Source organism: Nocardia sp. 348MFTsu5.1 (genome assembly GCF_000383535.1).
Taxonomy (GTDB): Bacteria; Actinomycetota; Actinomycetes; order Mycobacteriales; family Mycobacteriaceae; genus Williamsia; species Williamsia faeni.
The window spans coordinates 500,664-526,597 of sequence record NZ_KB911509.1; the positions used below are offsets into that span (position 1 = coordinate 500,664).

Sequence of the window (25,934 nt, forward strand, 5' to 3'; positions counted from 1 at the left end):
ACGACAACAGGGTCAACCCCCCGGAACCGGCGAGTTGACCCTGAAGTCTGTGGAGCCCCCTGTCAGGATTGAACTGACGACCGCTCGCTTACAAGGCGAGTGCTCTACCACTGAGCTAAGGAGGCAACTGCGTGCGTGAGTATATCGCGAGACTTCCCCGGCTCATCGCCGGCAGTCGTCGAGCGACGATCGACACGATCGAGCCGTTCGAACCGGCGGTATCGCCCAGACAGCCGATCGACCTCACCGACGATGCCGCAGTTACCGAAGTTCTCAACCTTGCGATCCAGGTAGGAGCGGTGTTGCTCGACTCGGGCACCGGCGCGATCGATACGCAGATGCAGGTTCGGTTCGTGGCGAGCATGTACGGCGTCGAGAACTGCGAAGTCGATGTGACGTACAACACCATCTGGGTGAGTGCTCGTCGCGGTACCTCGATGCCGCCGGTGACCGCGATGAGATCGGTGCACTACCGCTCACTCGACTTCACCCGACTGGCGGCGGTCGACCGCCTCGTCCGCAAGATCCGGAACCTCGCGATCGATCCCGGCGAAGCCCACACGGTCATCGACGCCATCATCGCCGCACCCCACCCCTATCGGCGCTGGGTCGCGACCCTGGCCTGGGCGTCGATGGCCGGTGCGCTGGCGGTGCTGCTCGGCGGCGGCTGGCTGGTAGCGGTGGTCGCCTTCCTCACCACGGCGGTGATCGACCGAACGAACCGTCTGCTCAACAAGATCGGCACACCGCTGTTCTTTCAGCAGATGACCGGTGGCTTCATCGCGGTGATACCGGCGGCGATCGTCTACGAGAACCGGGAGACCCTCGGGGTCGACATCAAACCATCGCTGGTCATCGCGGCCGGCGTGGTGGTGTTGTTGTCCGGGCTCTCGCTCGTCGGCTCCGTGCAGGACGCCATCACCGGCGCACCGATCACCGGCTGCGCACGCTTCTTCGAGTTGCTCATCATGACCGGCGGCATCATCAGTGGTGTCGGTATCGCCATCCGGCTGATGGAGGCCACCGGGATCTACCTGCCGACAATCACCTCGACCACCGAATTCGACCTCGCCAACACGCCGGTTCGGGTCGTCGCCGGCGGTACCGCCGCCGCCGCGTTCGCCGTCGCCAGCTACGCGGAGTTCCGGGCGCTCCCCACTGCGTTCATCGGTGGCGCCATGGGTGCTGCCATCGTCGCGACTGCCGGCCATTACAACTTCGGCCCCGTCATCTCAGCGGGCATCGCGGCCTCGATGGTCGGGCTCGTCGGCGGCCTGCTCGCCCGCCGGGCACTGACGCCGCCACTCGTTGTCGCGGTCGCGGGGATCACCCCGCTGTTGCCCGGTCTGGCGATCTACCGAGGGCTCTACGGATTGATCAGCGGTCAGACGATCGACGGCCTGACCGCGTTCGGATCGGCGATCGGTGTCGGTTGCTCACTGGCAGCCGGCGTGACCCTCGGTGAGTTCGTCGCCCGAACGCTGCGCCGGCCCCGGATTCCGACCAGGCCGACCCGAGCGCTCCTGACCGCGCGCTCGGGCATCCGCCCTGGTCGCATGACCGGCGAACCCGATGTCGACCCGGACGCCGTCACCCAGCCGTTGCGGAAGTCAGACGTGCGCCCAGGTCTGACCGACAGACGAATATGACCAGGTAGGATATTCGCCATGCCTGCCAAGACCAGTGAAAAAACAGACATCGCAGACGAAGATCTGGAGCCCGTGGCCGACGAGACCGCGAACTCCGCCCGACGGGTCGTCGCTGCGTACGCAATCGATGCCGACGAGTGCCGGATGTTGCTGGCAATGCTCGGGATTGCACCGGGCGAAGCCTGATCTGTGCCAACCAAGCGATCGAACAAGTCCGACACCCGCGCCGACTTCGTAGTGGTCGCCAATCGGCTACCGGTTGACAAAGAAGTACTCGCTGACGGCAGCATCCGCTGGAATCGCAGTCCGGGCGGCCTGGTCACCGCACTCGAACCGATTCTGCGATCGCAAACCGGCGCCTGGGTCGGCTGGTCCGGGCTGCCCGATGTCGAAGAGCATCCTGAAGTCGAAGGGCTCCAGCTCTATTCGGTGCCGTTGTCGGCCGAGGAGATCGCCGAGTATTACGAAGGCTTCTCCAACGCCACACTGTGGCCGCTCTACCACGACGTCATCGTCAAACCCGAGTACCACCGCGAATGGTGGAATGCCTACGTCGCCATCAATCGACGGTTCGCCGAAGCCACATCGAAAGCGGCTGCAGAGGGTGCGGTGGTCTGGATCCAGGACTACCAGCTGCAGCTGGTGCCGAAGATGCTCCGGATGCTGCGCCCCGATCTGAAGATCGGCTTCTTCCTGCACATCCCGTTCCCGCCGGTCGAGCTGTTCATGCAGATGCCGTGGCGGACCGAGATCATCGAGGGATTGCTCGGGGCCGATCTGATCGGCTTCCACCTGCCCGGCGGTGCCCAGAACTTTCTCTACCTCGCCCGCCGGCTCGCCGGCCAGGCCACCTCCAAAGGACAGGTCGGCGTCCGCTCGAAATTCGGTGTCGTGCAGGTCGGTTTCCGCACGGTACGGGTCGGCGCCTTCCCCATCTCGATCGACTCGGGCGAACTCGATGCCCGCGCCAAGTCCAAAGAGATCCGCAAGCGCGCCGCGGAGATCCGCCAAGAACTCGGCAATCCGAAGAAGATCCTGCTGGGAGTCGACCGCCTCGACTACACCAAGGGCATCGATGTCCGGTTGCAGGCGCTTGCCGAACTCCTCCAGGAGGGTCGGATCAATCCCGACGACATCACGATGGTGCAGCTCGCCACGCCCAGCCGGGAACGGGTCGACAGCTACATCAAGATGCGCGGCGACATCGAACAGCTCGTCGGAAACATCAACGGCAACTTCAGTCAGGTCGGACATCCGGTGGTGCAATACCTGCACCGCCCGGTCCCCCGCGACGACCTCATCGCCTTCTTCGTCGCGGCCGACGTCATGCTCGTCACGCCGTTGCGCGACGGCATGAACCTGGTCGCCAAGGAGTACGTGGCCTGCCGCAGCGACCTCGGCGGCGCGTTGGTGCTGAGCGAGTTCACCGGTGCGGCAGCTGAACTCCGCCAGGCATTCCAGGCCAATCCCTACGACACCGACGGTGTGAAGCTGGCCATCACCGATGCGCTCGAACAGGACCCCGAGGAAGGCAAACGCCGGATGCGGGCCCTGCGACGCCAGGTCCTCACCCACGACGTACAGCGCTGGGCAAAAAGTTTCCTCGGTGCGCTCGGTGCCGACACCGAAACGATCCCGAGCGAGAACCGCGGACTCGACCTCGTCTGAGGGTTTGCGCCGGCAAAACTGTGACGAGCGATGCAATTACACACATAACGTCTGCTGAATTGGACTCAGCCCGGGTGCGCAGACTTAGACTCGCGTGGTGAGTGCACAAGACCTGGCTCCGGAACTGCGGCGCGCCCTCAAAGCAATCGCTCGAATGCCCCGGCTGCTCGTGGCCTCGGACTACGACGGCTGCATGGCCCCCATCGTTTCCCGCCCCGAAGATGCACGACCCAACGGCGATTCTGTACGGGCCATGCGCGCCCTCGCCGACTTGGATTCGACCACCGCAGCCGTGATCTCCGGGCGTGCGCTGCGCGATCTGGCCACGCTGTCACGCCTGCCTGCCGAGGTCCACCTCGTCGGCAGCCATGGCAGCGAGTTCGATGTGGGCTTTGTCCACGAGATCACCCCTGAGGCCACCGAACTCCTCGACACGCTGATCGTCGAACTCCGCGACATCGCCGGAGCCTTCGCCAACGTGACCGTGGAGACCAAACCGGCCAGTACCGCGCTGCACGTTCGGAACGCCTCGACCACTGATGCCGATGCCGCGCTGCACCGCGTCCGCACCGGGCCGGCCACCTGGGACGGTGTGCAGGTCACCGAGGGCAAGTCCGTCATCGAACTCGCGGTCATCAAGACCGACAAGGGCCAGGCTCTCGACATCTTGCGTCATGAGGCCGGCGCCAGCGCGGCGGTCTTCTTCGGCGACGACGTCACCGACGAGAAGGCGTTCCACCGGCTCCACGGACCGGACTTCGGTGTCAAAGTCGGCGACGGCGACACCCTGGCCACCTACCGGGTCGACGACACCGAACAGGTCGCCACCGCGTTGGCGTTCCTCGTCGAGGAACGTCGCACCTGGCTTCGCGGCGACGACGCGGTCCCCATCGAGCGTCTGACGATGCTCGCGTCGCCACGCACCGTCGCCCTGGTCACCCCGGAAGCCAACATCTGCTGGATGTGTCATCCCGAGCCCGATTCGGCGGCGCTGTTCGCCGGCCTGCTCGGCACGGATGAGGCCGGCGAGTTCTCGATCGGCCCGGCGGTCGAGGGTGGCAAGCGCCCCCTCCCCTTGAGCCAGCGCTACATCGACGGGACGATGACCGTCCGGACCCGCTGGGCCGGCCTCGAGGTCACCGACTACCTGCCACACGACGTCAGCGTCGGACGCACCGACCTCACGCGCGTGATCCGCGGAAGCGTCAAAGCCCGGATCCGGTTCTCGCCGCGTCCGGAGTTCGGTCAGGCCGCCGTCCGCATCGAGACATTCGACGAAGGACTGCGCGTGTACGGCTCGAATGAGCCGCTGGTACTGCGCGCCCCCGGCGTCACCTGGGAGATCCAGACCGATCGTCAGCACCAGACCGCCACCGCGGTGGTCGAGCTCTCGGAGGAGCCGTTGGTCCTCGAACTGCGCTGTGGTTCCGAAGATCTCGAGCCCTCCGCGGTTCCGGAGTCCGAGCGTCGCTCCGCGTCGGAGAAGTACTGGAGCGAATGGGCCGCCACCCTCGACCTCCCCGGCATCAAACGCGACCTGATGAAGAGGTCGGCGCTGACACTGCGCGGTCTGGTCCACTCAGATACGGGGTCGATCATGGCGGCGGCCACGACGTCATTGCCGGAGGAACTCGGCGGCGTCCGCAACTGGGATTACCGCTACTGCTGGCTGCGTGACGCAGCGCTGACCGCGTCCGCTCTGGTCTCCGTCGGTTCGTACACCGAGGCCGAGGACTACCTGGGATGGCTGCACCGCGTGCTCGGTACCGTCACCGGCCCCGAATGGCTGCATCCGCTGTACACGCTCGCCGGCGGCGGACTGCCGCCCGAAGCCGTCATCGACTCGCTGCCCGGTTACGCCGGTTCGCGTCCGGTCCGTGTCGGCAACGCGGCCAACCAACAGGTCCAGCTGGACGTCTTCGGACCGATCGTCGACCTGATCTCGACACTGGCTCACGCCCGGAAGGCCGCCGGTCACGGCGATGCGTTGTCGGCCGCCGACTGGGACCTGGTCAAGGACATGGTCTACGCGGTGGAACGCCGCTGGACCGAGCCCGACCACGGTATCTGGGAGATCCGCGGTAACCCCCGCCATCACGTGTACTCCAAGGTGATGTGCTGGATGACTGTCGACCGGGCACTCAAACTCGGCGAGGAATTCGGTTACGACACCGAACTCGGATGGCCCGTGCTGCGCGACACCATCGCGCGCCAGGTCCTGAAGCAGGGCTGGAACGCCAAGGCGAAGTCATTCACGGCCGCCTACGACGGCGTCGACCTCGACGCCGCGACCCTGCACATCGGATTGTCGGGTCTGATCGACCCGTCCGATCCGAAGTTCACCGCCACGGTCGTCGCGACCGAGGCCGAACTCCGCAGTGGCTCAACGGTGTACCGGTACCACCACGACGACGGTCTGCCCGGCGACGAAGGTGGCTTCCACCTCTGCGCCGCATGGCTCATCGAGGCGTACCTCCTCATCGACCGCCGCAACGACGCCGAGGCCCTGTTCGACCAGATGGTCAAAGCCGCCGGCCCGACCGGACTGCTCTCGGAGGAATACGATCCCGTCGCCGAACGGTCCCTGGGCAACCATCCGCAGGCCTACAGCCACATCGGGCTCCTCCGGTGTGCCCGGCTGCTGGGGGCGTAGCAACCCTCACCGACATGTCAGGTGGGCTTGCACTGCAATACCTTTCAGCCATCGAGCCGGTCGTGGAATCGCGCCTGGGAGTTCGACTCCCAAGCGCGTTCCAAGCGGATACCAAGCACCGGATTGCACAGTTTCGGTATGAACTACCAACCACGCCGCGCGAGAAGCTTCACGTCGACCTGTTCGGCCGCCACGCCGGCACCGGAGACCCCGATGCCCACAACGAAGTCCGCCGCACTGACGCGATGCACGAACCCCCGACCCTGGCGCTCACCTGCCCGTCGCCACAGTCTGTGAACCGCTCCTACCGCAACTGAACCTGCAACGTCGGATCGTCGATCGGCAGGTAACCGGACACGACTGCACCCACTTCATAGCTACGAAGGACGATGTCGCCGAAATGACTGTCGAGGAACGCCGTATCGGCGGCGTCCCGGCCGGAGGCGATCCGGACCAGCGATTGACGTGGCGCGAGCCCGGTGGCATCGACAATCACCCACCGGCCGTCGATCAACGCCTCGGCCACCGCGTGGAAGTCCATCGGGTACAGCCCCGGGGCGTACACCGACACCAGCCGGGCCGGAATTCCCAAGGCACGCAAGAGCGCAACCACCAGATGCGCAAAGTCCCGGCACACCCCGGCCCCCGACAGCAAGGTGTCGACGGCACCGTCGATGGGGTCGCTCGCCCCGAAGATGTACGCAAGTCGCTGTCGGACAAAATCTGTGACGGCAACCAACTGGTCTGCCGGCGGCATACTCGTGTCGAATTGGCCCGCCGCGAAGCCAAAGAACTTGTCGGCCTCCGCATATCGACTCGGACGGAGATAGAGGGAGCGGTCGAACGCAGCCACCTGCGCCGGTTCGGCCGGTGTATTGATGCTCGCCGAGTACTGGATGTAGAGGTCACCCGGTTCCGCCTGCAACCAGTGGATACGACTACCGCTGGCCGTCACGATCTCTTCCGGGATGATCGGGTTGCCATTCAACCGAACCGACAAGGTCTCGGTCACCTGCGCCCCACCGAGCCGGGACACAGCGATCTGCAGTTCGATCTCGGCGGACTTGTTCACCACCACATCGAGTACGGCCGTTACATCGCGTTGAGCGGTTTGCCTGAAGTCACCTGACATGGATATGGATGATCCCTTCCCGAAGGTCTGCCGAGTCAGGCACTGAAGTTCTGCAAGGCACCGATGGGGTCAGCGTAGAGCGCGCCGAGCGATACCACCACGGCTGCACCTTCCTGGACCCGCGCACCGAATCGCGGCGGCGACAATTCCAGCGGCGGCAGGCCGCTGGCCGCGTCGAATGCCGCCTGCACCGGGGCCAGACCGTGGCGATGCTCGGCAAATACGTGACCGGCCAGGACCACCCGATCCGGATTGATCAGATCGCGCACCAGCGCCACCATCTCCCCGAGCACCCTGGCTCTTTCATCATGCAGGTCGCCGGCATCGCGCCCGGCGGCCACAGCGTCGTCGAACGCCTTGCGGCCGACGACGTCCTGCAATATCGATTGCGGCCGCCCCGTCAACAGCGGTGCGTGCACCGGGATGTGACCGATGTTGCCGGGCCGCTCCTGGACCCTGCCGTCGATGGTCGTGGCCAGGCCGACCGTCTCACGGACGTAGAAGAGCAAGTCGGTACCGGTGGTGTTGCCGGCGCCGGCCAGGAGTAGTTCGGCCGCGGCCATCGCCTGCACATGTGGGCTGACCGACACCGGCAGACCCAGTTCGTCCTCCAGCGCCGCTCCGACCGGAGCCCGACGCCAACCGAGTTGAGCGTGATCGACACTGCCGTCCTCATGAACCGTGCCGCCGACTGCGGCGCCGGCCCACAGCGGTACCCGCTGTGTGAACGAGTCGGCGACCAGCGCCGCCCGGCGCGCGATCAGCCCGAGCGCTTCCGGGGCCGGACCGACCGGCGTCGACATCGCCACGGTCTGCAGCGGCCGGCCACCGAGGTCCGCGACCATCAGCAGGGTCGAGAGCGCACCGATGTGCACGGCGATCACACAGAACCGATCCCGATCGAGGGTCAGCGGGATCTTCGGGCGTCCGATGGCCCCGCCCGCAACGAGATCCGGACGTTCGCGAACGAGTCCCAGCCTGTCGAGTGCCTGCAGTTGCCGATTGACCGTCGCCGGGGACAGGCCCGTTGCCGCCGGCAATCGGTCCCGCGTGACAGGCCCCTGCGTACGGACCGCCCGAAAAACCACCGCGGCCGCACCGTCGCCCCGTTCGAACGACACGGTCCTCGATTCCCGCACCCGGATGGCTGGTCGCGCTCCGCCTCCCGCTTCATCAGACCGCATGCTGAAAAAACTACCGGTCCTCCCCGCACCTAGACTGCACACCATGACAATTGCAGCCACCACCGCGTCCAATCCTGGTGATCGCAAGGTCGCCGTTGTAACCGGGGCCAGTTCGGGTATCGGCGAGGCCACCGCCAGAGTTCTTGCTGCGCAGGGTTATCACGTCGTCGTCGGCGCCCGTCGCGTCGACCGCCTCGAAAAGCTGGCGGGCGAGATCGACGGAACTGCGATCTCGCTCGACGTCACCGATGAAGAATCCGTGCAGAAGTTCTGTGAACAGATCCCCGCGGTGGACGTCCTGATCAACAATGCCGGCGGCGCAAAGGGGATCGCCCCCGTCGCAGACGCCGACCTCGACGACTGGCGCTGGATGTGGGAGACCAACGTCCTCGGGACCCTGCGGGTGACCAAGGCACTGCTGCCGAAACTGATCGACTCCGGCGACGGTCTGATCGTCACCATCAGCTCGATCGCCGCGATCGAGGCCTACGACAACGGGTCCGGGTACACGACGGCAAAACATGCCCAGGCAGTCCTGCACCGCACGTTGCGGCCCGAACTCCTCGGCAAGCCGGTGCGACTGACCGAAATCCAGCCCGGCATGGTCGAGACCGAGTTCTCCCTTGTTCGTTTCGACGGCGACGCGGAGAAGGCCGGAAAGGTCTACGAAGGCCTGACACCACTTGTCGCCCAGGACGTCGCCGAGGTGATCGGTTTTGTCGCGAGCCGGCCGCCGCACGTCAACCTCGACACAATCCTGCTGATGCCCCGCGACCAGGCCACCGCACGCCGAAACGTCAAGACAGGCTGATCGTCTTGGTACGTTCGCATGAACCTCTCGGGGTCCGGTAACAGACCGCACACATCGCGCGACCTTCAGACATAATCCATGAGCGGGTACACCTGCCCCTCAGACGGCGGGCCGAGGTCCGCACCCGACGTTGGAGACGCGAGTGAGCTACCCCTATAACGCTGCCCCGCCCGGACCGATCCCGTCTCCACCCAATGATCGAAAACAGATAGTCATCGTCCTTGCAGTGGTCGCTGCACTGTTACTGACTTTCTTGGGGGTCGGCGCGGCGTACATGCTCACCAACTCCGGCAGCAAGGTCGAGGCGACGACGGCCCCCGACCTGGTACTGGAGGCGGCAGGCAGCAGCGGCACCGATCCGTTCTCCCCGTCGGTGGCGGTCAGCAACCGGCCGCTGGGCGACGCGGCCGCCCTCGCCCCGCAGGGCGCGGTCACCGTTCGTGGCGTCGAGGGCATCGACGGCACCACAAGCGGGTTGTATGCCTCCGATGGTGACGCAGTCTGTGACACCGCCGCGCTGGCCAACTTTCTGGCGAACAACCCCGCCAAGGCCCGTGCCTGGGCGAGCGTGTTCGGGATCGACACCGCACAGATCCCGTACTACCTAGACACCCTCACCCCGGTTGTCCTGACCCGTGACACCTGGGTCACCAACCACAGCTACTCAGCGGACGGGGCATACGCATTCCAGTCGGTGTTCCAGGCGGGTACCGCGGTGCTCGTCGACGCCTACGGTGTCCCGCGTGTGCGCTGCGCCTGCGGCAATCCGCTTGCGCCACCGGCGAGTACACCGATCGCCGGGTACCGCCCCGTCGGCCATCCGTGGGACCACTACGGCCCCAGCCAGGTTGTGTACGTGACCTACTACAACGAGCACACCACGATCGTCAACAACACCACAACCGTTGTGGCAGCACCCAATCCGGCACCTGCTCCGGCAGCCCTGACGCTTATCGACCTCAACACCTTGCAGCCACTGATCCGCACGGTCGGTGGCATCTTGAATCTCGAGGGTCTTCCGCCACTGACGGAACCGCTGCCCACACCGGCAGCCTTGAACGCGCCGTTCACGACCGATGATCCGGTTCTGCAGGAGGCCAACGGAATCCAGGCGGATGGAGCGCCCGCTCCGGAAGTCCAGCGCCGAGCGGCGGCAGTGACATCCGTGTCGGCGGCGATCGATTCGGCAGCACCGCAAGCCGAGTCATCCGGCGAATCAGCCGACCCCGCATCTCCGGTGTCGTCGGATCCGGCTGTTCCCGCGGTCTCCGGAGCTCCGGCTGCCCCGTCGTCCAGCGCCGCACCGGCGCCGAGCAGCAGTGCCGCCCCGACACCGACGGTGTTCACCGGCAGCGGTGACATCGTCTCGCGCTTCACCTTCACCGCCGACAACACATCGGTCACCTGCACGGTCCCCGATCCGACGCAGACCACGGTCGAACTCATTTGTAGCGATGGTGTGAAGCGGACGGTCTCGACGACTTCGCTCGGACAGACCTCGATCACCACCGCAACCGACACGTTCGGGGTCTGGACGGTCAAACTGACCGACATCACAGATCCGGCGCTCCCCAAGCCGGAGACGGCGACGATCACATCGGCGGTGTGGACCCTCATCCCGACCGCCACCGCGGCGCCTCCGACATCGACTGCGACGGCTGCGCCGACCAGCAAGCCGACCACGGTCACGAGTGAACCCACCACCGCGTCATCGGCACCGGCGGCCGGCTGACGACACACCGAAGACAGATGGCAGTGCCCCGGAGCTCGGGCTCCGGGGCACTGTCATGTGGCCCTCATGCCGGTGTCCGGCCGGACTCAGCCGACCGGCGCTTGCGGTGCTCCTGAGTTCACCGGAGTGCTCGGGATGCCCGAGACGTCGGGGGCGTTTTCCGGTGTGGCCGGCGCCGACTTCACCTCTGGGTCACCGGCGATCGCCGACATCGATGTCCAGGTTTCCCAGTCGTAGATCCAGTCGTAGATGTCACCGTCGGCCTCCGACAGTGGGATCCGGGTGTTGATGACCTCCACCGGGTCGCCGTACATCGCGGTGTTGAAGTACCGCTCGGCGTCACTGAGCGAGAGGTTGATGCAACCATTGGTGACGTTCGAAGATCCTTGCACGCCAATGGTTTCGGGGTTGGCGTGGATGAACTCACCATTGTTGGAGATCCGGACGGCAAAGCGTTCGAGGACATTGAAATATCCGGCGGCCGGGTTGCTCATGTAGAACTGCTCGTGCTTTTCGCTGACGACATGGATACCGGAGCGCGTGACGTTTCGGTCGAGGTCGCCTTCGCCGTAGCTGCACGGCAACGTCATCAACGTGTTGCCGTCGTTCTGCACAACGATCTGATGCGAGTCGGCGTCGGCCTTGACGATCTGGTTGCGACCGATGACGAAATCGCTTGTCACGTCGGCTTCGCCGTAGCTGCCGTCGCCGTAGTTCACGCCATAGAGTTTCCCGACCATCGACACCTGGGTGCCCGGTTGGTAGTAGTCCTTGGTGCGCCAGTGCACACGGGAACCGCCGTCTTCACCCAGCCAGGCCCAGCTGCCTTCGGTTTCCGGTGTGGTGGTGACCTTCAAGGCCTCTTCGACGGCCTTCTTGTCGGTCACGACACCATCGAACTTGAGGATCAACGGCGCGGCGATACCGACTTCCTGACCGTCGGCGATGTTGATCACCAGACTGATCTGGTTGTCCGGGGTGAGTGTGCCGAAGGTGCCGGCGATCTGCACGGGCTTGCGGTCCTCGCCCATTGCCGAACCCGCCCAGGTGTACTGGCCGCCGTAACCGAGAGGTTCGGTGATCTTGAACGTGGTGCGGTCGGGCGACAGCTCGCCGGTCACGACCCGGCCGTTCGCATTGGTCAGTTGCACATCGGGATTGAGCACGCCACCGGTGACCTTGACCGACACCTCGTCGATCGGTGAGGCATCGGTTGTGTCCAGGGCCGGGCTGTACGCAATGTCGGCTTTTGGCTCGTCGGGCGCCTTGCTTTCCTCGGCACTGCCGGGGGAATCGCTGTCGGAACTGCAGGCTGCTGCGGTCACCCCAGCCGCGCCGACGGCAATCGCCGTGAGTGCCGCGCGCCTCGACAGCAGCCAACGGTCACGGTAATCAGTCATGCGCCAAACCCTACCTGTGGTGTCGGGTTCCGCCGGACGCCGGACCCCTGACCTGCGACGACAACGACGCGATAAGAACTACAAAGAGCAGCCGACCAGGATCGGTTCCGGTTCGAGCCACAGCCCGAACTTGCGATGCACACCTTCACGAACCGCTCGGGCCAGGTCGATCACGTCGGCACAGGTGGCCTGGCCCCGATTCGTCAGCGCCAACGTGTGTTTGGTCGACAGACGTGCGCGGGCATCGGCATCGGGGTAGCCCCGCGCGAAGCCAGCACGCTCGATCAGCCAGCCGGCCGAGAGCTTCACACCGGACTCCGCCGGGAACTGCGGGACGGTGGTGGCCTCGTCGCCCAGTTCCTGAACGATCTGCGTCAGGACTTTCGGCAGATACTCATGTGGGACAATCGGATTCGTGAAGAACGACCCGACGCTCCAGGTGTCGTGGTCGTCGGGGTCGAGGACCATGCCCTTGCTCGCCCGCAACGCCAGCACCGTCTCGCGGACCTGCGCCACCGGCGCTCGCTCCCCGTCCTCGATGCCGAGGGCCCGAGCCAGTTCGCCGTAGCGGATCGGCTCACTCAGACCGTCGTCGCGCAGCCGAAGCGAGAGCCGGACGACCAGTTCGTCGCTGCGGTGTTTGAGTCTGCTGGTGCGGTATCCCAGGTCCAGATCACCCGGATCAATCCAGTTGAGTGCACCGTTTCGGCGGTCCAGCACCTGTACCGACCGCAACAGGGAACCCACCTCGACGCCGTAGGCCCCGACGTTCTGAACCGGTGTCGCCCCGGCAGCACCGGGGATCCCGGACAGGCACTCGAGTCCCCCGAATCCGCGCGCGACGCTTTCGGCCACCAGCGCATCCCAGTTCACGCCGGCATCGGCGACGACGTGATCGGATCGCCAATCGAGTCCGGTGTTGTTGATCCGGACCACGGTTCCGTCGAATCCGTCGTCGCCGATCACCAGGTTCGATCCGCCGCCCACGAGCAGCACCGCCGTCCCCGCGGCATCGAGGCGCCCGATGGTCTCGATCAACGACTCGGCGTCGTCGCAGTTCACGATGTCGAGGGCGGGACCGCCGACGCGCAAAGTGGTCAGTTCGGACAGTTGGGGGCGGTCATGTGTTTGTGCGGCCACCCCGCAACGGTAACCTGCACTCATGGCGACCAAGCTGCAGCATTCGATCGACTTTCCATGTCCCCCGGCCGACTTCGCTGCGGCGGTCACCTCGGAGCAGTATTGGAAAGACCTGGTCGCGAACGTCGCCGCTGACATCTCGGAGCTCGAATCCTTCACCGCCACCGACGACAAGGTCACCGTTGTCCTGCAACAACGGGTCCCCGAGGACAAGCTGCCCTCGATCGTGACCAAGGTCCGGCCCGGTGATCTGCGCATCGCTCGGACGATGATCTGGTCGACCGCCGGCGGCACCGTCTCGACCGGTGAGTTCGCCGCGCAGGTCGAAGGTGCACCCGCCAAGGTGAACGGCACTCAGATCCTCGCCGCGACGGCAACCGGCAGCACGGTGACGTTCGAGGGCTCCGCCGAGGTGGCGATCCCCTTCGTCGGGGGCAAGGTCGAGAAGGCGATCGTCGAGAACATCATCGATCTGGTGACGGCCGAGCGCGACTACACCGTCGAATGGATCAACGCGCGCTGATCACCTTCTGACCGCCTCGATCGACGGGCGGAACGGGGAGCCGCATTCCCACGGGTTACCCTTTTCCGCATGGCACGACGTCTGTCCTACTCCGCCCGATACCACCATGCCCCGAAGAAGGTGTACGAGGCGCTGAGCCTTCGGGAGTTCTGGGATGCGCAGATGGACGAGTTCCGGAAGCTCACCCCGCAGTCGGAGATCGATTCCTACACCGTCGGTGACAACGGAGTCGATGTGGTCCTCAAGCAGGTCCTTCCGCGCACAGAGCTGCCGCCCATCGCGCAGACCGTGATGACCAAAGACATGATCATCACCCGCACCGAATCGCTGGGCCCGTTCGACCCGGACAGCACCAAGGGCACGTACGGGGCATCGATCCCGGCCGGCCCCGGCAGCCTGACCGGTGTGCAGGAGCTGTTCCCGACCGAGACCGGCTGCACCATCCGCCGGACCACCGAGGTCAAGGTCTACATCCCGTTCATCAACGGCAAACTCGAGCAGTTGATGCTGGTCAACCTCGTTGACCTGTTCCGCGGCGAAGCGGAATTCACGTCGGGATGGATCGACGCCAACCTCTGACCACCGGCCGGACGGGACGATCACCCGGGGCACGACCGGGATCAACCGGCTCCGGCGGATCGACCGCTGGATCGTGCACCACGAGCCGATTGTTGCCGCACTGGAATCGGCGCAACAGCCGCTCGCCGTCGACCTCGGCTACGGCGCCCGCCCGGACACCGCACTGGAACTGGCATCGCGGCTCCGCGCCGTGGTCCCCGCCACCCAGCTCGTCGGACTCGAAATCGATCCCGCCCGGGTGGTACCGCCGCGGGAGGGGGTGCGCTTTGCTGTCGGAGGTTTCGAATTGGCCGGCCTGCGACCACACCTGGTTCGGGCCTTCAACGTGCTCCGCCAGTACGACGAGTCACAGGTCGATGCGGCCTGGTCACGGATGCAGCGCCAACTCGCACCGGGCGGTTTCATCGTCGAAGGCACGTGCGACGAGATCGGCCGCCGGTGCTGCTGGATCCTGCTCGACGCACACCGCCCACTGACCTTCACGCTGGCCTGGGATCCGGCGCACAGTGCCCGTCCGTCCGACCTCGCCGAACGCCTTCCGAAGGCGCTCATCCACCGCAACGTGCCCGGTGAACGAGTCCACGATCTCCTGGCAGGCCTGGATCGCTGCTGGGACATCGCGGCACCGCTGGCGCCGTTCGGACCCCGCCAGCGCTGGCAACACACGCTGGAGTTGCTGTCGGGCTTCGGTTTTGCACCGACCCCCGATCGTCGCCGTCAACGCGACAACATCCTGACCGTCCCCTGGGAACAGGTCGCCCCGGCCACCTGACCCCTCCGCCGACCGTGCCTCAAAAACCGTCGAGCGTGCCGAAGTTGCAGGCCAGAAGGCATTTTCGGCACGGTGAACGGTTCGTTGGGCACACTCAACGGCCCATTAGGCACGCTCAACGGTCGGATGAGCACGCTCGACGGTCGTAGGGTGGATTGCATGCGTATCGCCATGGCCCAGATCAGCAGTGGATCGGCCCCGGAGAAGAATCTGGTGACGGTTGCGGAGCAGACAGCCGCTGCGGCAGCGCGGGGCGCAGACCTGGTCATCTTCCCGGAAGCCACGATGTGCCGGTTCGGTGTTCCTCTCGGCCCCGTCGCGCAACCACTCGATGGTCCCTGGGCCACCGCGGTCGGACAGATCGCCGCCGAACATCAGGTCACCGTGGTGGCGGGGATGTTCACGCCGGGCGACGGCGATCGGGTCCGCAACACCCTGGTGATCGCCGGCCCGAACGGTCAGATCCAGGGGTACAACAAGATCCATCTGTACGACGCCTTCGGTTTTGCCGAATCACGCACCGTGGAACCCGGCGACCGGACCGTCACGTTCGAATCCGGCGCCGTCACCGTCGGGACCGCAACGTGTTACGACATCCGCTTCCCGCAACTGTTCACCACGCTCGCCGATCGCGGTGCGACCCTGATCGTCGTCCCGACGTCGTGGGGAGCCGGTCCGGGGAAACTGACGCAGTGGCAGACCCTCGCCGCGGCCCGCGCGCTCGACAGCGGATGCTTTGTCGCGGCGGTGGGTCAAGCAGTGCCGTCCGACCCCGCGGTTGCCGAATCGAACGCCCCGACCGGCATCGGCCACTCGATCCTGGCCGGCCCTTTCGGATCGGTCCACGTCGAACTCGGCGAAACCCCTGAGCTGGCGGTGTTCGACCTCGACTTCGACGAAGTCGACCGGGCACGTCGTGCGATCGCGGTACTGCCCAACCGCCGCGACATCAATTCCCTGGCCTCCACCAGCGCCGATGCGGAGTCTTAGAAAACTCTTATCCACTCGGCCGCAACGACCGGGCATCATCGACGGTGATGAATAATCGCGACGATTCCGACTCGACCCAGGACGGGCCGCACACGCCGGCCCGGTCTGAGGGTGCGCAGACGCCTGCCGTGTCTGACAATGCATCCGGTGACGAGTTCAACCCAGCTACCGATCAGTTCCCACCGGTCGCGCACGGGCCCATCCCTGAGGCCTATTCGTACGGCCGCCAGGACACCGCGCAGCTCGAACTGCCGCCGGACGGCTTCGAGCCGTACACCGCTGGTCCCCCACCGGATCCCGCACGCGGCCCGATCACGCCGGAGCGCCCCAAACGGCGGACCGGCGTGATCGCCGGCTTCCTCGCGTTGAGTCTTGTCCTGGTACTGGTGATCGCCGGTCTCGGCAGCGAGTTGTACATCCGCAACAAAGCCCAGAACTGCCTCGAGGAGTCTTTCGGCGACCTCACCGGCGCCTCGACCTCGGTCACGTTGAGCAAGAAGCCGATGCTGCTGCAGTGGGCTTCCGGAACGGTCCCCTACGTCCAGGTCGACACGAGCAATGAGGGCGAGTCCGCGATGCGATTGCACGCCCGCGCCGACGACATCAAGAACGGGGACAACGAGACCACCATCGCTGAACTCCGGGGCTCCGGTTATGTGCCCTTCGCCCGCATCATGGAACTCAGTCAGACGCCGCAGGGGAAGGCCACAGAACCGTCCGACCCCGGCAACGGAGGCGGTCTGGCCGGCCTGCTCGGCGCCATGGGTGGCGGGATGACCGTGGAGAGTGTCACCGGCGACGCCGCCGCCGGCACGATCACCGTCAAGGGCAACTTCCAGTTGCTCATGCTGCCCATCCCGGCCGAGGCCGAGCTCAAGCCCGTCACCGAAAACGGAAAACTCACGTTTGAGGTCGTCGATGCCAGCGCCGCGACGCTGGGAATCCCCAACTCGTGGGCACAGGCACTGGTCGATCAGATCAGCGCCGGACTGTTCCCGCCGCTGTTCGACGACCTGACCTTCGAGCAGCTGACCGTCTCCGACAAGGGTGTGGAGTTCGCGGTCTCGGGCAACGATCTCGCGCTGAACGAGCAGACCGTCGGTCCCACCACTGAGTCGGGCAACCAGGAAACCTGCTCAGTCATCTGACCCGGGGACCGGCGCTCACGGCGTCAGCTGAAGACCACAGTCTTGCGACCGTGCACCAGAACCCGGTCCTCGAGATGCCACCGGAGCCCGCGAGCGAGCACCAGCTTCTCGATGTCGCGGCCCTGGCGCACCATGTCGGCCACCGAGTCCGAGTGGTCGATGCGGATCACATCCTGTTCGATGATCGGCCCGGCATCGAGCTCGCCGGTGACGTAGTGGCAGGTGGCACCGATGAGCTTGACGCCCCGGGTGAAGGCCTGGTGGTAGGGCCTGGCACCGATGAACGACGGCAGGAAGCTGTGGTGAATGTTGATCGCCTTGCCCGCCCAGTGGTCGCACAGGGCTTCGGGCAGGATCTGCATGAACCGCGCCAGCACGACGGCATCGGGATTGTGGGAGTCGACCAGGGTACGGAGCTCTTCGAATGCACCCGCCTTGTCCTTGTCGAACGGGATGTGATGGAACGGCACACCCATGCGGGTGCTGAAGTCTTCGAGGTCGCGGTGGTTACCGATCACGGCGTTGATCTCCGCAGGCAGCTCTCCCCTATACGACCGGCCCAGCAGGTCGCCGAGGCAATGACCTTCCCTGCTCACCAGGAGAACAGTCTTCTTGGGTACGGCCGAATCACTGACGCGCCATTCGGTTTCCGGGCCGAGCTCTGCCACCACTTCCGCTTCGAAACGGGCGCGTAGCTCTTCGACGCTCAGCGCCACCGAATCGGCCCGGACGGCCTGGCGGGTGAAGAACCAGCCCGTGTCGGGATCGGAGTGATACGCGGCCTCGACGATCCAGGCGCCGACCTCGGCCAAAAAGCCCGAGATTCGCGAGACGATTCCAGTGGTGTCGGTGCATCCGAGCGTCAGCACGTACCGATGGCCGTCCGGATTTGGCGGCGAGAATGTGGTCACAACTGTTCAGTGTGCCAAGCTCGATCCATGCCCGACACCCCGACCGGTACACAACTCGCCCGATCAGTCGTCGCTGCCATGGTCGACCACACGCTCCTCAAGCCCGAGGCGACCCGCGCCGACGCCGAGGCCACCGTCGCCGAGGCCGCCGAATTGGGCGTGCTCGCGGTCTGCCTGTCTCCGTCGATGCTCCCCATCGACACCGGCGACGCTCTCACCTGTGTTGTCGTCGGCTTCCCGTCGGGCAAGCACCATTCTCTGATCAAGGCGACCGAGGCCAAGCTGGCTGTCGACTCCGGCGCGCAGGAGATCGACATGGTGATCGACGTCGGAGCGGCGGTCGACGGCAAATTCGACGAGGTGTTCGCCGACATCTTGACGGTGCGCGAAGGTATCGGCCCCGACGTCACCCTGAAGGTGATCATCGAGTCCGCCGCACTCCTCGCGCTCGCCGGTCCGGAGACGGTGACATCGGTCTGCAAAGTCGCTGTCAAAGCCGGCGCGACGATGGTCAAGACCTCAACGGGCTTCCATCCGGCCGGTGGTGCGAGTGTCGAAGCCGTGCAACTGATGTCGTCGGCGGTGCCCGCCTCCGTCGGAGTCAAGGCCAGCGGCGGTATCCGGACAGCGGAGTTCGCCGCCGAACTGATCGCGGCCGGCGCCACCCGGCTCGGGTTGTCCGGGTCGCGGGCCGTCCTGGATGGCTTCCCGGAAGCCTGAGGTAGGGCTGGCTACGTCAGTGGCCCGCAGCAGACAGGTCGGCGATGACGGCGTTGAACCGGTGCGGCTGTTCCCAGTTGAGCAGATGTGTTGCATCCCGCCAGGTTTCGAACCTCTCCAGCGAACCCGTGTAACGCAGGGCGTCGGCGACCCGGATCGCAAGCCGTGGCGGCGTGAGTCGATCTCGGGACCCGACCAGCACCGCAACCGGCACATCCATCGCCGACAATCCCCGTGCCACACTCAAACCCTCGAGTGATCGGCCAACCTTTTCCCTTGTGCGCCAATCTGTGTCACGCAAGATTGTGTCGAGGAATATCAGCTGGGCACGGCCGGTACCGGGAAAGACCATGCCCGCAGCCATCATTCCGGATCTCATCAGCAGGTCACCGCCGGGCCAGTGGATGGCGGTGAACGCCAGCCAGGCCGTCTCGTACTGGGCGCGGCGCACCACACTGACCGGTTTACCCAGGCGGACCGGCCTTTTCGTCACCGGCGACGTTGCCGAGGTACCGGCGAGCACGATTGATCTCGCGTACCGGCCGACCTCCGACGGATACTGCGCAGCCCAGCTCATCACCGACATACCGCCCATGCTGTGCCCGACGACCACGGCCGGCCTGCCGTCGGCCACAGTGTGTTCGAGCACCGCCGCCAGGTCTTGGCCGAGGTGTTCGTTGACCGTCGTCTCGCTGCCGAGTTCGGACCGGCCGTGGCCCCGCTGGTCGTAGGTGATCACCCGAAATCGTCCGGCCAGACCGTTGATCTGTGGATTCCAATACCGCGCACTGACGGCGAAGCCGTGCACCAGCACCACCGGGTCACCGTCGGCGGGACCGTATTCGTAGACGGCGATCGACGCGCCGCCCGGCCGGTCGACGACGGTGTGTCGCACATCGAACTGCGGGGCCTGCAACAGTGACCGACCCCCGGACATCAGCCTGCCGTTCGATCGAGAAGATCGGTGAGCAGGGCGTTGTAGCCCTCGGAGTTCTCGATGCTGCTCATGTGCCCGATGCCCGGCCACACCACCAGATTGTCGAGGTGCCCGTGCTCGCGGAGCGCGGCAGCCATCGATTCGGCGTGGACCACGGGGGTCAGTTTGTCGTCTTCGCCGACCACCACGAGTGTCGGGACAGACAGCGCATCCAGTCCGCCGGATACGTCGAGCCCGACCATCGCGTTGCCCCACTTACCCCGCGACCGGCCCGGGCACGCTGCCACCATCTCGTCGCAGAAGTCCACGTGGGATCCGCGCGAGGTCGTGTTGAGCGCCATGTACTGGGTCACCTTGCGCGACATCTTGGTTCGCGGTAGACGAATGGTGGCACCGGCGACCAGTCGACACATCAGATACTCGATCGGCGACAGTGCGTCCGGTAGATCAAGCGGGATGAGTCCGAGGTTGGGCAGCAAATTGTCGGCGCAGGTCGACGTGAGCACCACTGCCCGGGCTGTGTCCGGGACGCTGCCAGGGAACTGGTTCGCCCATGACAGCACAGTCATGCCGCCCATGCTGTGCCCGGCGATGAGCGCCTTACGGCCTTGCGGGACAACCGCACTCAGGACCGCCTGCAGATCCTGCCCCATCAGATCAACGGACAGCTTGGACGTCCCTCGCGGCGAGCCCCCATGCCCGCGCTGGTCGTACGCGATCACCCGGTACCGGTCGGAGAAGGCATTGATCTGCGGGTACCAGTACTGCGTGTTACAGACCCAGCCGTGGACCAGTACCAGCACGTCACCGTCGGGAGGACCGTAGGCGACAACGTTGAGCTCGGTCCCGTCGGCGGCGCGAACGGGTATTCGGTCCGGCTCCGTGGCTGGAGTGGCCAGGAGTGGATCCGGTTGATCGTCAACAGGATCCGGCGCGAGTAGCGCCGCACCCACAATCGACCCCAGGAACGTACCGGTGATCGCAATACCGGCCGCGACAACACCGGCCCCGACGATCGCACCCCCGATGGCGATCTTCTTTCCGTCCACACTTACCCCCTCGTGCTCGATCTAGCGAGTATCCACATCTGGAGCCGCGGCCGACTTTTCATCATCCGAAGCCATCATCATCTCGGCACCGCGATCGAGTGCCTTGGAGATCTCCGCATCCATCGCCTTACCGAACGCAACCTCGACGATGTCGTGTGCCATCGGCCGTACCGTCTGCACCAGCTCCGCCAGCCTGATCACTTCGCTCTCCTCCATTTCGAAGGTCGTCCCTTCGGCGAGGTACTTGTCGGTGACGATCGAGACGAAGCTCGCGGCGATGTCCTGGAGATCATCCTGGACGCGCTCCCAGCGGTCGAGCAGCACCTCCAGGTCGATCCCGGCCTTCACCAGGACCTCGGCTCCGGCGAGAACCTCGGGATTGGTGACGGCGTATCCGGCGCCTTCTTTGACCAGCAGACCGAGCCGCTGACCGAGGGCGATGCTGCTGTCGGTCGCGCCGAGGCCTTTTCGCAACTCGGAGATGGTGATCGTGGCAACGCGGCGCAGGTTCTTCCAGCGGCTGTTGCGCTTGGGCTCACCCTCGAGGACGTGCTCCACTGTGAGCCCGTTTCGCGCGGCCATCAGCAGTTCGCTGATGGTGGCAAAGGTGTACCCACGCTCGAGCATCTGAGAAATCATCTTGAGACGACTCAGATGTTCGGAGGAGTACCACCCCGTGCGCCCCTTGATCTTCGGAGGAGGCAGCAACCCGCGATCTTGATAGACCCTGATGTTGCGAACACTGACGCCGGAGATATCAGCGAGCTCGTTGATCCGGTATTCAGCCATTTGCTCATTCTAGGTCGACCACCAGCGGTTCTTGGTGATGCCACCACGGTGCTATATGACACCAGGCATTGTCAAGGTCTGGGTGCGTCACGGTCACGGCGACAACGCGCACACGACGTCGGCGATCAGGACTTACGGAACCACGACTTGTTCTGGATCGAATCCACCCGCGGCCGGACATCGACGAGGTAGACCAGCATGGCCACCACCCCGGCGATCCCCAGCAGACCGATGGCCCCGAAGAGCCAGATGAACGCGGTCGCGGCTGCCAGTATCGACACCCAGATCACCTTGGACTGGCGATCGACGGCCGGAAACGCATCAGGCCGCTGGATGGCCGCATGGACCAACGCGACCGCCGCCGCAGTGCCGGCCACAACCGTCAGAGCGAGGAGGACAAAGTTTTGCGCGTAACCCATGAAAGCCAATACATCCACGAGTTCACCTTACTGTCCTCATCACCCGACGGTCGCAGCGTCGCACTGCGGCGGCGGTGTGCCGAAGCTACTAGCGGAATGCCCTAGTCGGTCGTGGCCTTCTTGGCCGGAGCCTTCTTGGCCGGAGCCTTGGCGGGAGCCTTCTTGGCCGGAGCCTTCGCCGGAGCCTTGGCCTCGGCGATCTTCTTGGCGGGCGAATCGCTCGCGGTGCGCGCCTTCGCCTCGACCGTGCCGGCGGCACCGTTGATCGCGTCGGTGGCGTTGTCGGTGGCTTCTTCGATCTTGTCCGCGACGTCTTCGACCTCGCCCGCCACGTCGACGATCTTGTCCGACGCAAGTCCGGCGAGCTTGGCGGCCCGCTGGCCGACGGCCCGCGTCTGCGACGAGATGGTGCCGAGGGTGTCCTCGGTGAGATCGACGGCGTCGCCGTAGACCTTCTCGACCCGGCTCAGCTGCTCTTCGACTGCGGGGGTGGCACGCAAACGCACCACGGTCTCTTCGCCGCGCTCGGCGAGCGAGTTGTAGATGTTGGCCGCGACCTCGATGTAGGCCTCGGCGACCTTGCGCAGTTCGTCGGCGGTGAACTTGGCACGCAACTCGTCAATGTTAGACGGAACCTCTTCCGGCAGAGCCGAAAGCCGCTCGCGAGTCTCTTCCAGACGGCTCTGCGCGGTGGTCTTGGTCTCCTCGAAACGGGCCTGTGCGGTGGTCTTCGTCTCGTCGAAACGGGCTTGCGCTGTCTCGGTGGCGGTTTCGGTGCGCTCACGCAGCTGCGTGATCACATCGGTCACCGATTTGAGTGCCAGATCTCCGGCACCGACAGCGGCGTACAGCGGGTTTGCGAGATTACGTTCAGCTCTGGTCATCATGTTCCTCCAGCGTGGACTTTGAGGTCGTTTGTGTTGTGGTCGTGTCACTTTCAACCTCGGCCCGGTTCTCTTTACAGAAGGACTCGTAGATCTCGAGCAACACTTGTTTTTGGCGTTCGCTGATGACGGTGTCGGCCATCAGCGCGTCGCGCACCGGGCTCGCGGGACGCTCTTCGAGAATCCCGGCCCGCACGTACAGCACTTCCGCCGACACGCGAAGACCCTTGGCGATCTGGGCCAGCACATCGGCCGAAGGCTTGCGCAACCCTCGTTCGATTTGACTGAGGTACGGATTACTCACCCCTGCCCGCTCCGCGAGCTGGCGTAACGACACCTCGGCGGAAATCCGCTGAGACCTGATGAAGCTCCCGATATCTTGGGCGGCAGTGGCAACGTTGGCACTGATGTCCTGAGCGATGTCCTGCGCCGCATGGGCAACAACGGCCGTCACCGGACCGTCTTCTGGATCAGTTGGCATTGGAACCATCGGTCACTCCTTCAGGTTTCGATACCCATGGTGCCACATGTGCTAGCAATTGCAAGCACTGTGCTAATTCGTGACGAACGCCACAGACAGCCCGTCCTTTTTTCGGGCGGATCTCATTGAAAGAGCAGTACAGACACCGTGTAGATCGTCAGTCCGGCCAATGCGCCGACAACCGTGCCGTTGATGCGGATGAACTGGAGATCACGACCGACCTGCAGTTCGATCTTGCTGCTGGTGTCGTCGGCATCCCATCCGCGGACCGTCTCGGTGATGACCGAGATGATCTCCTGCGAGTAGTTCTCCGACACGTGCCGCGCCACCCGGACCATCCACAGGTTCATCTTCTCCTGCAATTCATGATCATCACGGATCCGCTCGGCAACCCCGATGACGGAGTCGGTGAGGGTCTTGCGCAGGGTGCCGTTCGGGTCGGCGAGCAGCTGCTCGATGAGTGCCTTGCCCGCACTCCAGGCAGTCGAGGCCGCACCGGTCACCTCGTCGCGCTCGAGCAGCTCCGACTTGATCGTCTCGAGCCGCTCGATGGTGGCGGGATCATGCTGAAGGTCGTCAGCGAGCTGCACCAGCATCGCCGTCATCTCGAGCCGCACCTGATGAGATGGATCGGACTTCACCTTGAACGTGAACTCCACCAACTCGCGGTAGATCCGGTCTCCCACAAAGTGATTGACGAACTTCGGTGCCCACGCAGGCCCGTCCTTGTCGATCACCTTCTCGATCATTTCCTCACTACCGAGGGCAAAATCATGCGCCCGATCGCAGACGAGCTGAATGACCGGTTCGAGTCTGTTCTCGGCGATGAGCTGTTCGAGTACCCGCCCGGCGGGCGGACCCCATTCCGGCTCGGCAGCCCACTTCATCGCGGCCAGGATCAGCTGCTCGATGTCTTCGTCATCGAGCATCTCGGCGGCAAACGCGATCCCGCGCGCAGCCTCTGCCCCCACCCGCGGCGCATTCTTCGGATCGGCGAGCCACGACGACACCCGTTTCGGCAACGCCAGCTGGGCGACCTTCTCCTCGATGACATCCGGCGTCATGAAGTTCTCTTCGATGAACTCGCCGAGCTGATCGCCGATCTGATCCTTCTTCTTCCGGATCAATGCGGTGTGCGGGATCGGGATGCCCAGCGGGTGCTTGAACAGCGCCGTGACGGCAAACCAGTCGGCAAGCGCACCGACCATGCCCGCCTCTGCCGCTGCCCGCACGTACCCGACCCAGGCCGCGACGTTCTCTCCGTCGCGGTCCTCGAGCCAGCGGCAGAAGAAGTAGATCACCGCCGCGAGCAGCAGAAACCCGGTCGCGACCATCTTCATCCGCCGCAATGCGGCCTTGCGCTGCGCATCAGCACCGCCGATGCCGGCGATGGTGCGCTTGGGCACAGCCTGCGGTACCGGTGGCGCCTGTGTCGTTTGCATCCATCCAGTGTTACCGAATGTCGGGCCGTGAAACCGGTACAGCGGTGCAACCTTCCCTCAATCGGGTTACCCGGGTGCCCGGGAACATAAGGTGGACGGGCAACGACTGTCGACCAGAAGAGACCTGTGTGATGTGCCCTCGACCGAACCCGGCAGCAGCCGCGCGCGCTGCGGTCGCCGCCGCGGCGACGGCCGCCGCCAAGGGCGTTTCACTGCCCCAGGCCATCCGCAGTCAGGTGGGCATCGACGACGTCAAGACCGACGGTCGAAAACGTCGCTGGGAGGGGCACAAGGAGGCCCGTCGTACCGAATTGGTCGACGGAACCCTCGCCGCGGTCCGCACGCTTGGTCCCGACGCCGGGATGGACGAGATCGCCGCCGAGATCGGTGTCTCGAAGACGGTCCTCTACCGATACTTCAGTGATAAGAGCGACCTCACCACCGCCGCGATGATGCGTTTCATCGAGACGGTGCTGGTCCCGCGTCTGGGCAGTGCCATCAACGAGGACCTCGAAGAGTTCGACCTCACCCGGACGGTCATCTCCGTCTACGTCCAGACCGTCGCCGACGAACCCCAGATCTACTCGTTTGTGATGGTGGGCGGTTCGGGTGCGCAAGTCCTGGCCGACTCGCAGAAGCTCGTGGCCCAGATGCTCGCGTTTGTGATGATCAACCGGATGGTCGACCAGGGCTCCGAGACCGCGGGCGTCGAGACGTGGGCGTACAGCCTCGTCGGCGCCATCCAGCTCGCGGTGCACTGGTGGATGGTCGAGCAGCGCCTCGGAAAAGAGGAGCTCATCAACTATCTGACGATGATGGTGTGGTCGGCCATCTCCGGAATCGCGGCTGCCGGCGGCTCCCCCGAATACTTCAACGCGCAAGAACATCCCCTCCCCGAGGCACCTCCACCTATAGATTGAC

General features: G+C 65.0%; 25 protein-coding genes and 1 tRNA gene. 13 read left to right on the forward strand and 13 right to left on the reverse strand.

Going from position 1 to position 25,934, the window contains the following annotated elements; translation table 11 throughout:
* Nucleotides 1-50 precede the first annotated feature (50 nt).
* A tRNA-Thr gene (locus tag H290_RS0102360) sits at nt 51-125 on the reverse strand.
* Between the two features lie 6 nt (nt 126-131).
* Between H290_RS0102360 and H290_RS27580 the strand changes: the two genes are divergently transcribed.
* From H290_RS27580 to otsB, 4 genes are all read left to right on the forward strand, one after another.
* Nucleotides 132-1,649: a threonine/serine exporter ThrE family protein gene (locus tag H290_RS27580; protein WP_081631461.1), complete on the forward strand. Its 1,518-nt coding sequence runs from the start codon at nt 132-134 to the stop codon at nt 1,647-1,649.
* Nucleotides 1,650-1,667: 18 nt separating this feature from the next.
* Entirely contained in the window at nt 1,668-1,835 is a 168-nt protein-coding gene (locus tag H290_RS31390; protein ID WP_020105153.1) for a hypothetical protein, read from the forward strand.
* A 3-nt stretch (nt 1,836-1,838) separates the two neighbouring features.
* The gene (locus H290_RS0102375; protein ID WP_020105154.1) at nt 1,839-3,317 is read left to right on the forward strand and encodes a trehalose-6-phosphate synthase; all 1,479 of its coding nucleotides are present in this window, start codon (nt 1,839-1,841) and stop codon (nt 3,315-3,317) included.
* Between the two features lie 97 nt (nt 3,318-3,414).
* Complete coding sequence (gene otsB, locus H290_RS0102380; RefSeq protein ID WP_028462669.1) at nt 3,415-5,970, forward strand: trehalose-phosphatase; 2,556 nt, start codon at nt 3,415-3,417, stop codon at nt 5,968-5,970.
* A gap of 304 nt (nt 5,971-6,274) precedes the next feature.
* On the opposite strand, the gene H290_RS0102390 is transcribed toward otsB, so the two are convergent.
* Together H290_RS0102390 and H290_RS0102395 are read right to left on the reverse strand one after the other, a co-directional pair.
* Complete coding sequence (locus H290_RS0102390) at nt 6,275-7,102, reverse strand: transglutaminase family protein (RefSeq protein ID WP_028462670.1); 828 nt, start codon at nt 7,100-7,102, stop codon at nt 6,275-6,277.
* Nucleotides 7,103-7,137: 35 nt separating this feature from the next.
* On the reverse strand, nt 7,138-8,286 hold the full coding sequence (locus H290_RS0102395) for an ROK family protein (RefSeq protein ID WP_155976656.1): 1,149 nt from the start codon (nt 8,284-8,286) through the stop codon (nt 7,138-7,140).
* Nucleotides 8,287-8,329: 43 nt separating this feature from the next.
* Here H290_RS0102395 and H290_RS0102400 point away from each other — a divergent pair, with 43 nt between their 5' ends.
* Together H290_RS0102400 and H290_RS27585 are read left to right on the forward strand one after the other, a co-directional pair.
* The gene (locus H290_RS0102400; RefSeq protein WP_020105159.1) at nt 8,330-9,097 is read left to right on the forward strand and encodes an SDR family NAD(P)-dependent oxidoreductase; all 768 of its coding nucleotides are present in this window, start codon (nt 8,330-8,332) and stop codon (nt 9,095-9,097) included.
* A 142-nt stretch (nt 9,098-9,239) separates the two neighbouring features.
* Nucleotides 9,240-10,829 (forward strand): DUF6777 domain-containing protein, encoded by a 1,590-nt coding sequence (locus H290_RS27585; RefSeq protein WP_036517676.1) that lies wholly within the window; start codon nt 9,240-9,242, stop codon nt 10,827-10,829.
* Between the two features lie 86 nt (nt 10,830-10,915).
* Here H290_RS27585 and H290_RS0102410 read toward each other — a convergent pair whose 3' ends face one another.
* Both H290_RS0102410 and H290_RS0102415 read right to left on the reverse strand, forming a co-directional pair.
* Nucleotides 10,916-12,229, reverse strand: coding sequence for an Ig-like domain-containing protein (locus H290_RS0102410; protein WP_020105161.1), 1,314 nt, complete (start codon nt 12,227-12,229; stop codon nt 10,916-10,918).
* A 78-nt stretch (nt 12,230-12,307) separates the two neighbouring features.
* A complete protein-coding gene (locus tag H290_RS0102415) occupies nt 12,308-13,393 on the reverse strand; it encodes a UDP-N-acetylmuramate dehydrogenase (protein ID WP_020105162.1) in 1,086 nt (361 codons plus the stop codon).
* Here H290_RS0102415 and H290_RS0102420 point away from each other — a divergent pair.
* The 5 genes from H290_RS0102420 to H290_RS27590 all read left to right on the forward strand — a co-directional run bounded on the left by H290_RS0102420 (nt 13,392) and on the right by H290_RS27590 (nt 17,381).
* Nucleotides 13,392-13,892, forward strand: a complete 501-nt coding sequence (locus H290_RS0102420; RefSeq protein WP_020105163.1) for a DUF2505 domain-containing protein — start codon at nt 13,392-13,394, stop codon at nt 13,890-13,892. The genes H290_RS0102415 and H290_RS0102420 overlap by 2 nt on opposite strands.
* A 69-nt stretch (nt 13,893-13,961) precedes the next feature.
* Nucleotides 13,962-14,471, forward strand: a complete 510-nt coding sequence (locus H290_RS0102425; RefSeq protein ID WP_020105164.1) for a DUF2505 domain-containing protein — start codon at nt 13,962-13,964, stop codon at nt 14,469-14,471.
* 19 nt (nt 14,472-14,490) lie between these two features.
* Nucleotides 14,491-15,243: a hypothetical protein gene (locus H290_RS0102430; RefSeq protein ID WP_028462673.1), complete on the forward strand. Its 753-nt coding sequence runs from the start codon at nt 14,491-14,493 to the stop codon at nt 15,241-15,243.
* Nucleotides 15,244-15,402: 159 nt separating this feature from the next.
* On the forward strand, nt 15,403-16,233 hold the full coding sequence (locus H290_RS0102435) for a carbon-nitrogen hydrolase family protein (RefSeq protein WP_020105166.1): 831 nt from the start codon (nt 15,403-15,405) through the stop codon (nt 16,231-16,233).
* 47 nt (nt 16,234-16,280) lie between these two features.
* Complete coding sequence (locus tag H290_RS27590) at nt 16,281-17,381, forward strand: LmeA family phospholipid-binding protein (RefSeq protein WP_020105167.1); 1,101 nt, start codon at nt 16,281-16,283, stop codon at nt 17,379-17,381.
* Nucleotides 17,382-17,404: 23 nt separating this feature from the next.
* Here H290_RS27590 and purU read toward each other — a convergent pair whose 3' ends face one another.
* The gene (gene purU / locus H290_RS0102445) at nt 17,405-18,292 is read right to left on the reverse strand and encodes a formyltetrahydrofolate deformylase (protein WP_020105168.1); all 888 of its coding nucleotides are present in this window, start codon (nt 18,290-18,292) and stop codon (nt 17,405-17,407) included.
* A 27-nt stretch (nt 18,293-18,319) separates the two neighbouring features.
* Here purU and deoC point away from each other — a divergent pair, with 27 nt between their 5' ends.
* A complete protein-coding gene (deoC, locus tag H290_RS0102450; RefSeq protein ID WP_020105169.1) occupies nt 18,320-19,012 on the forward strand; it encodes a deoxyribose-phosphate aldolase in 693 nt (230 codons plus the stop codon).
* A gap of 16 nt (nt 19,013-19,028) precedes the next feature.
* Here the strand turns inward: deoC and H290_RS27595 are convergent, their stop codons facing one another.
* The 7 genes from H290_RS27595 to H290_RS0102485 form a co-directional block, all read right to left on the reverse strand.
* Entirely contained in the window at nt 19,029-19,949 is a 921-nt protein-coding gene (locus H290_RS27595; RefSeq protein WP_020105170.1) for an alpha/beta fold hydrolase, read from the reverse strand.
* Complete coding sequence (locus H290_RS0102460) at nt 19,949-20,998, reverse strand: alpha/beta fold hydrolase (protein ID WP_020105171.1); 1,050 nt, start codon at nt 20,996-20,998, stop codon at nt 19,949-19,951. The genes H290_RS27595 and H290_RS0102460 overlap by 1 nt, the downstream gene beginning before the upstream one ends.
* A gap of 21 nt (nt 20,999-21,019) precedes the next feature.
* Nucleotides 21,020-21,787, reverse strand: a complete 768-nt coding sequence (locus H290_RS0102465; RefSeq protein WP_020105172.1) for a MerR family transcriptional regulator — start codon at nt 21,785-21,787, stop codon at nt 21,020-21,022.
* A 125-nt stretch (nt 21,788-21,912) separates the two neighbouring features.
* Nucleotides 21,913-22,206 carry a DUF2516 family protein gene (locus H290_RS0102470; protein ID WP_020105173.1) on the reverse strand — a complete coding sequence of 98 codons (294 nt, stop codon included), beginning with the start codon at nt 22,204-22,206 and terminating at the stop codon, nt 21,913-21,915.
* 101 nt (nt 22,207-22,307) lie between these two features.
* Complete coding sequence (locus H290_RS0102475; protein ID WP_020105174.1) at nt 22,308-23,090, reverse strand: hypothetical protein; 783 nt, start codon at nt 23,088-23,090, stop codon at nt 22,308-22,310.
* Nucleotides 23,077-23,571 (reverse strand): helix-turn-helix domain-containing protein, encoded by a 495-nt coding sequence (locus tag H290_RS27600; protein WP_020105175.1) that lies wholly within the window; start codon nt 23,569-23,571, stop codon nt 23,077-23,079. The genes H290_RS0102475 and H290_RS27600 overlap by 14 nt, the downstream gene beginning before the upstream one ends.
* Nucleotides 23,572-23,693: 122 nt before the next feature.
* Nucleotides 23,694-25,013: a DUF445 family protein gene (locus H290_RS0102485; protein ID WP_020105176.1), complete on the reverse strand. Its 1,320-nt coding sequence runs from the start codon at nt 25,011-25,013 to the stop codon at nt 23,694-23,696.
* 131 nt (nt 25,014-25,144) lie between these two features.
* Here H290_RS0102485 and H290_RS0102490 point away from each other — a divergent pair, with 131 nt between their 5' ends.
* A complete protein-coding gene (locus H290_RS0102490) occupies nt 25,145-25,933 on the forward strand; it encodes a TetR/AcrR family transcriptional regulator (RefSeq protein ID WP_020105177.1) in 789 nt (262 codons plus the stop codon).
* Nucleotide 25,934 lies beyond the last annotated feature (1 nt).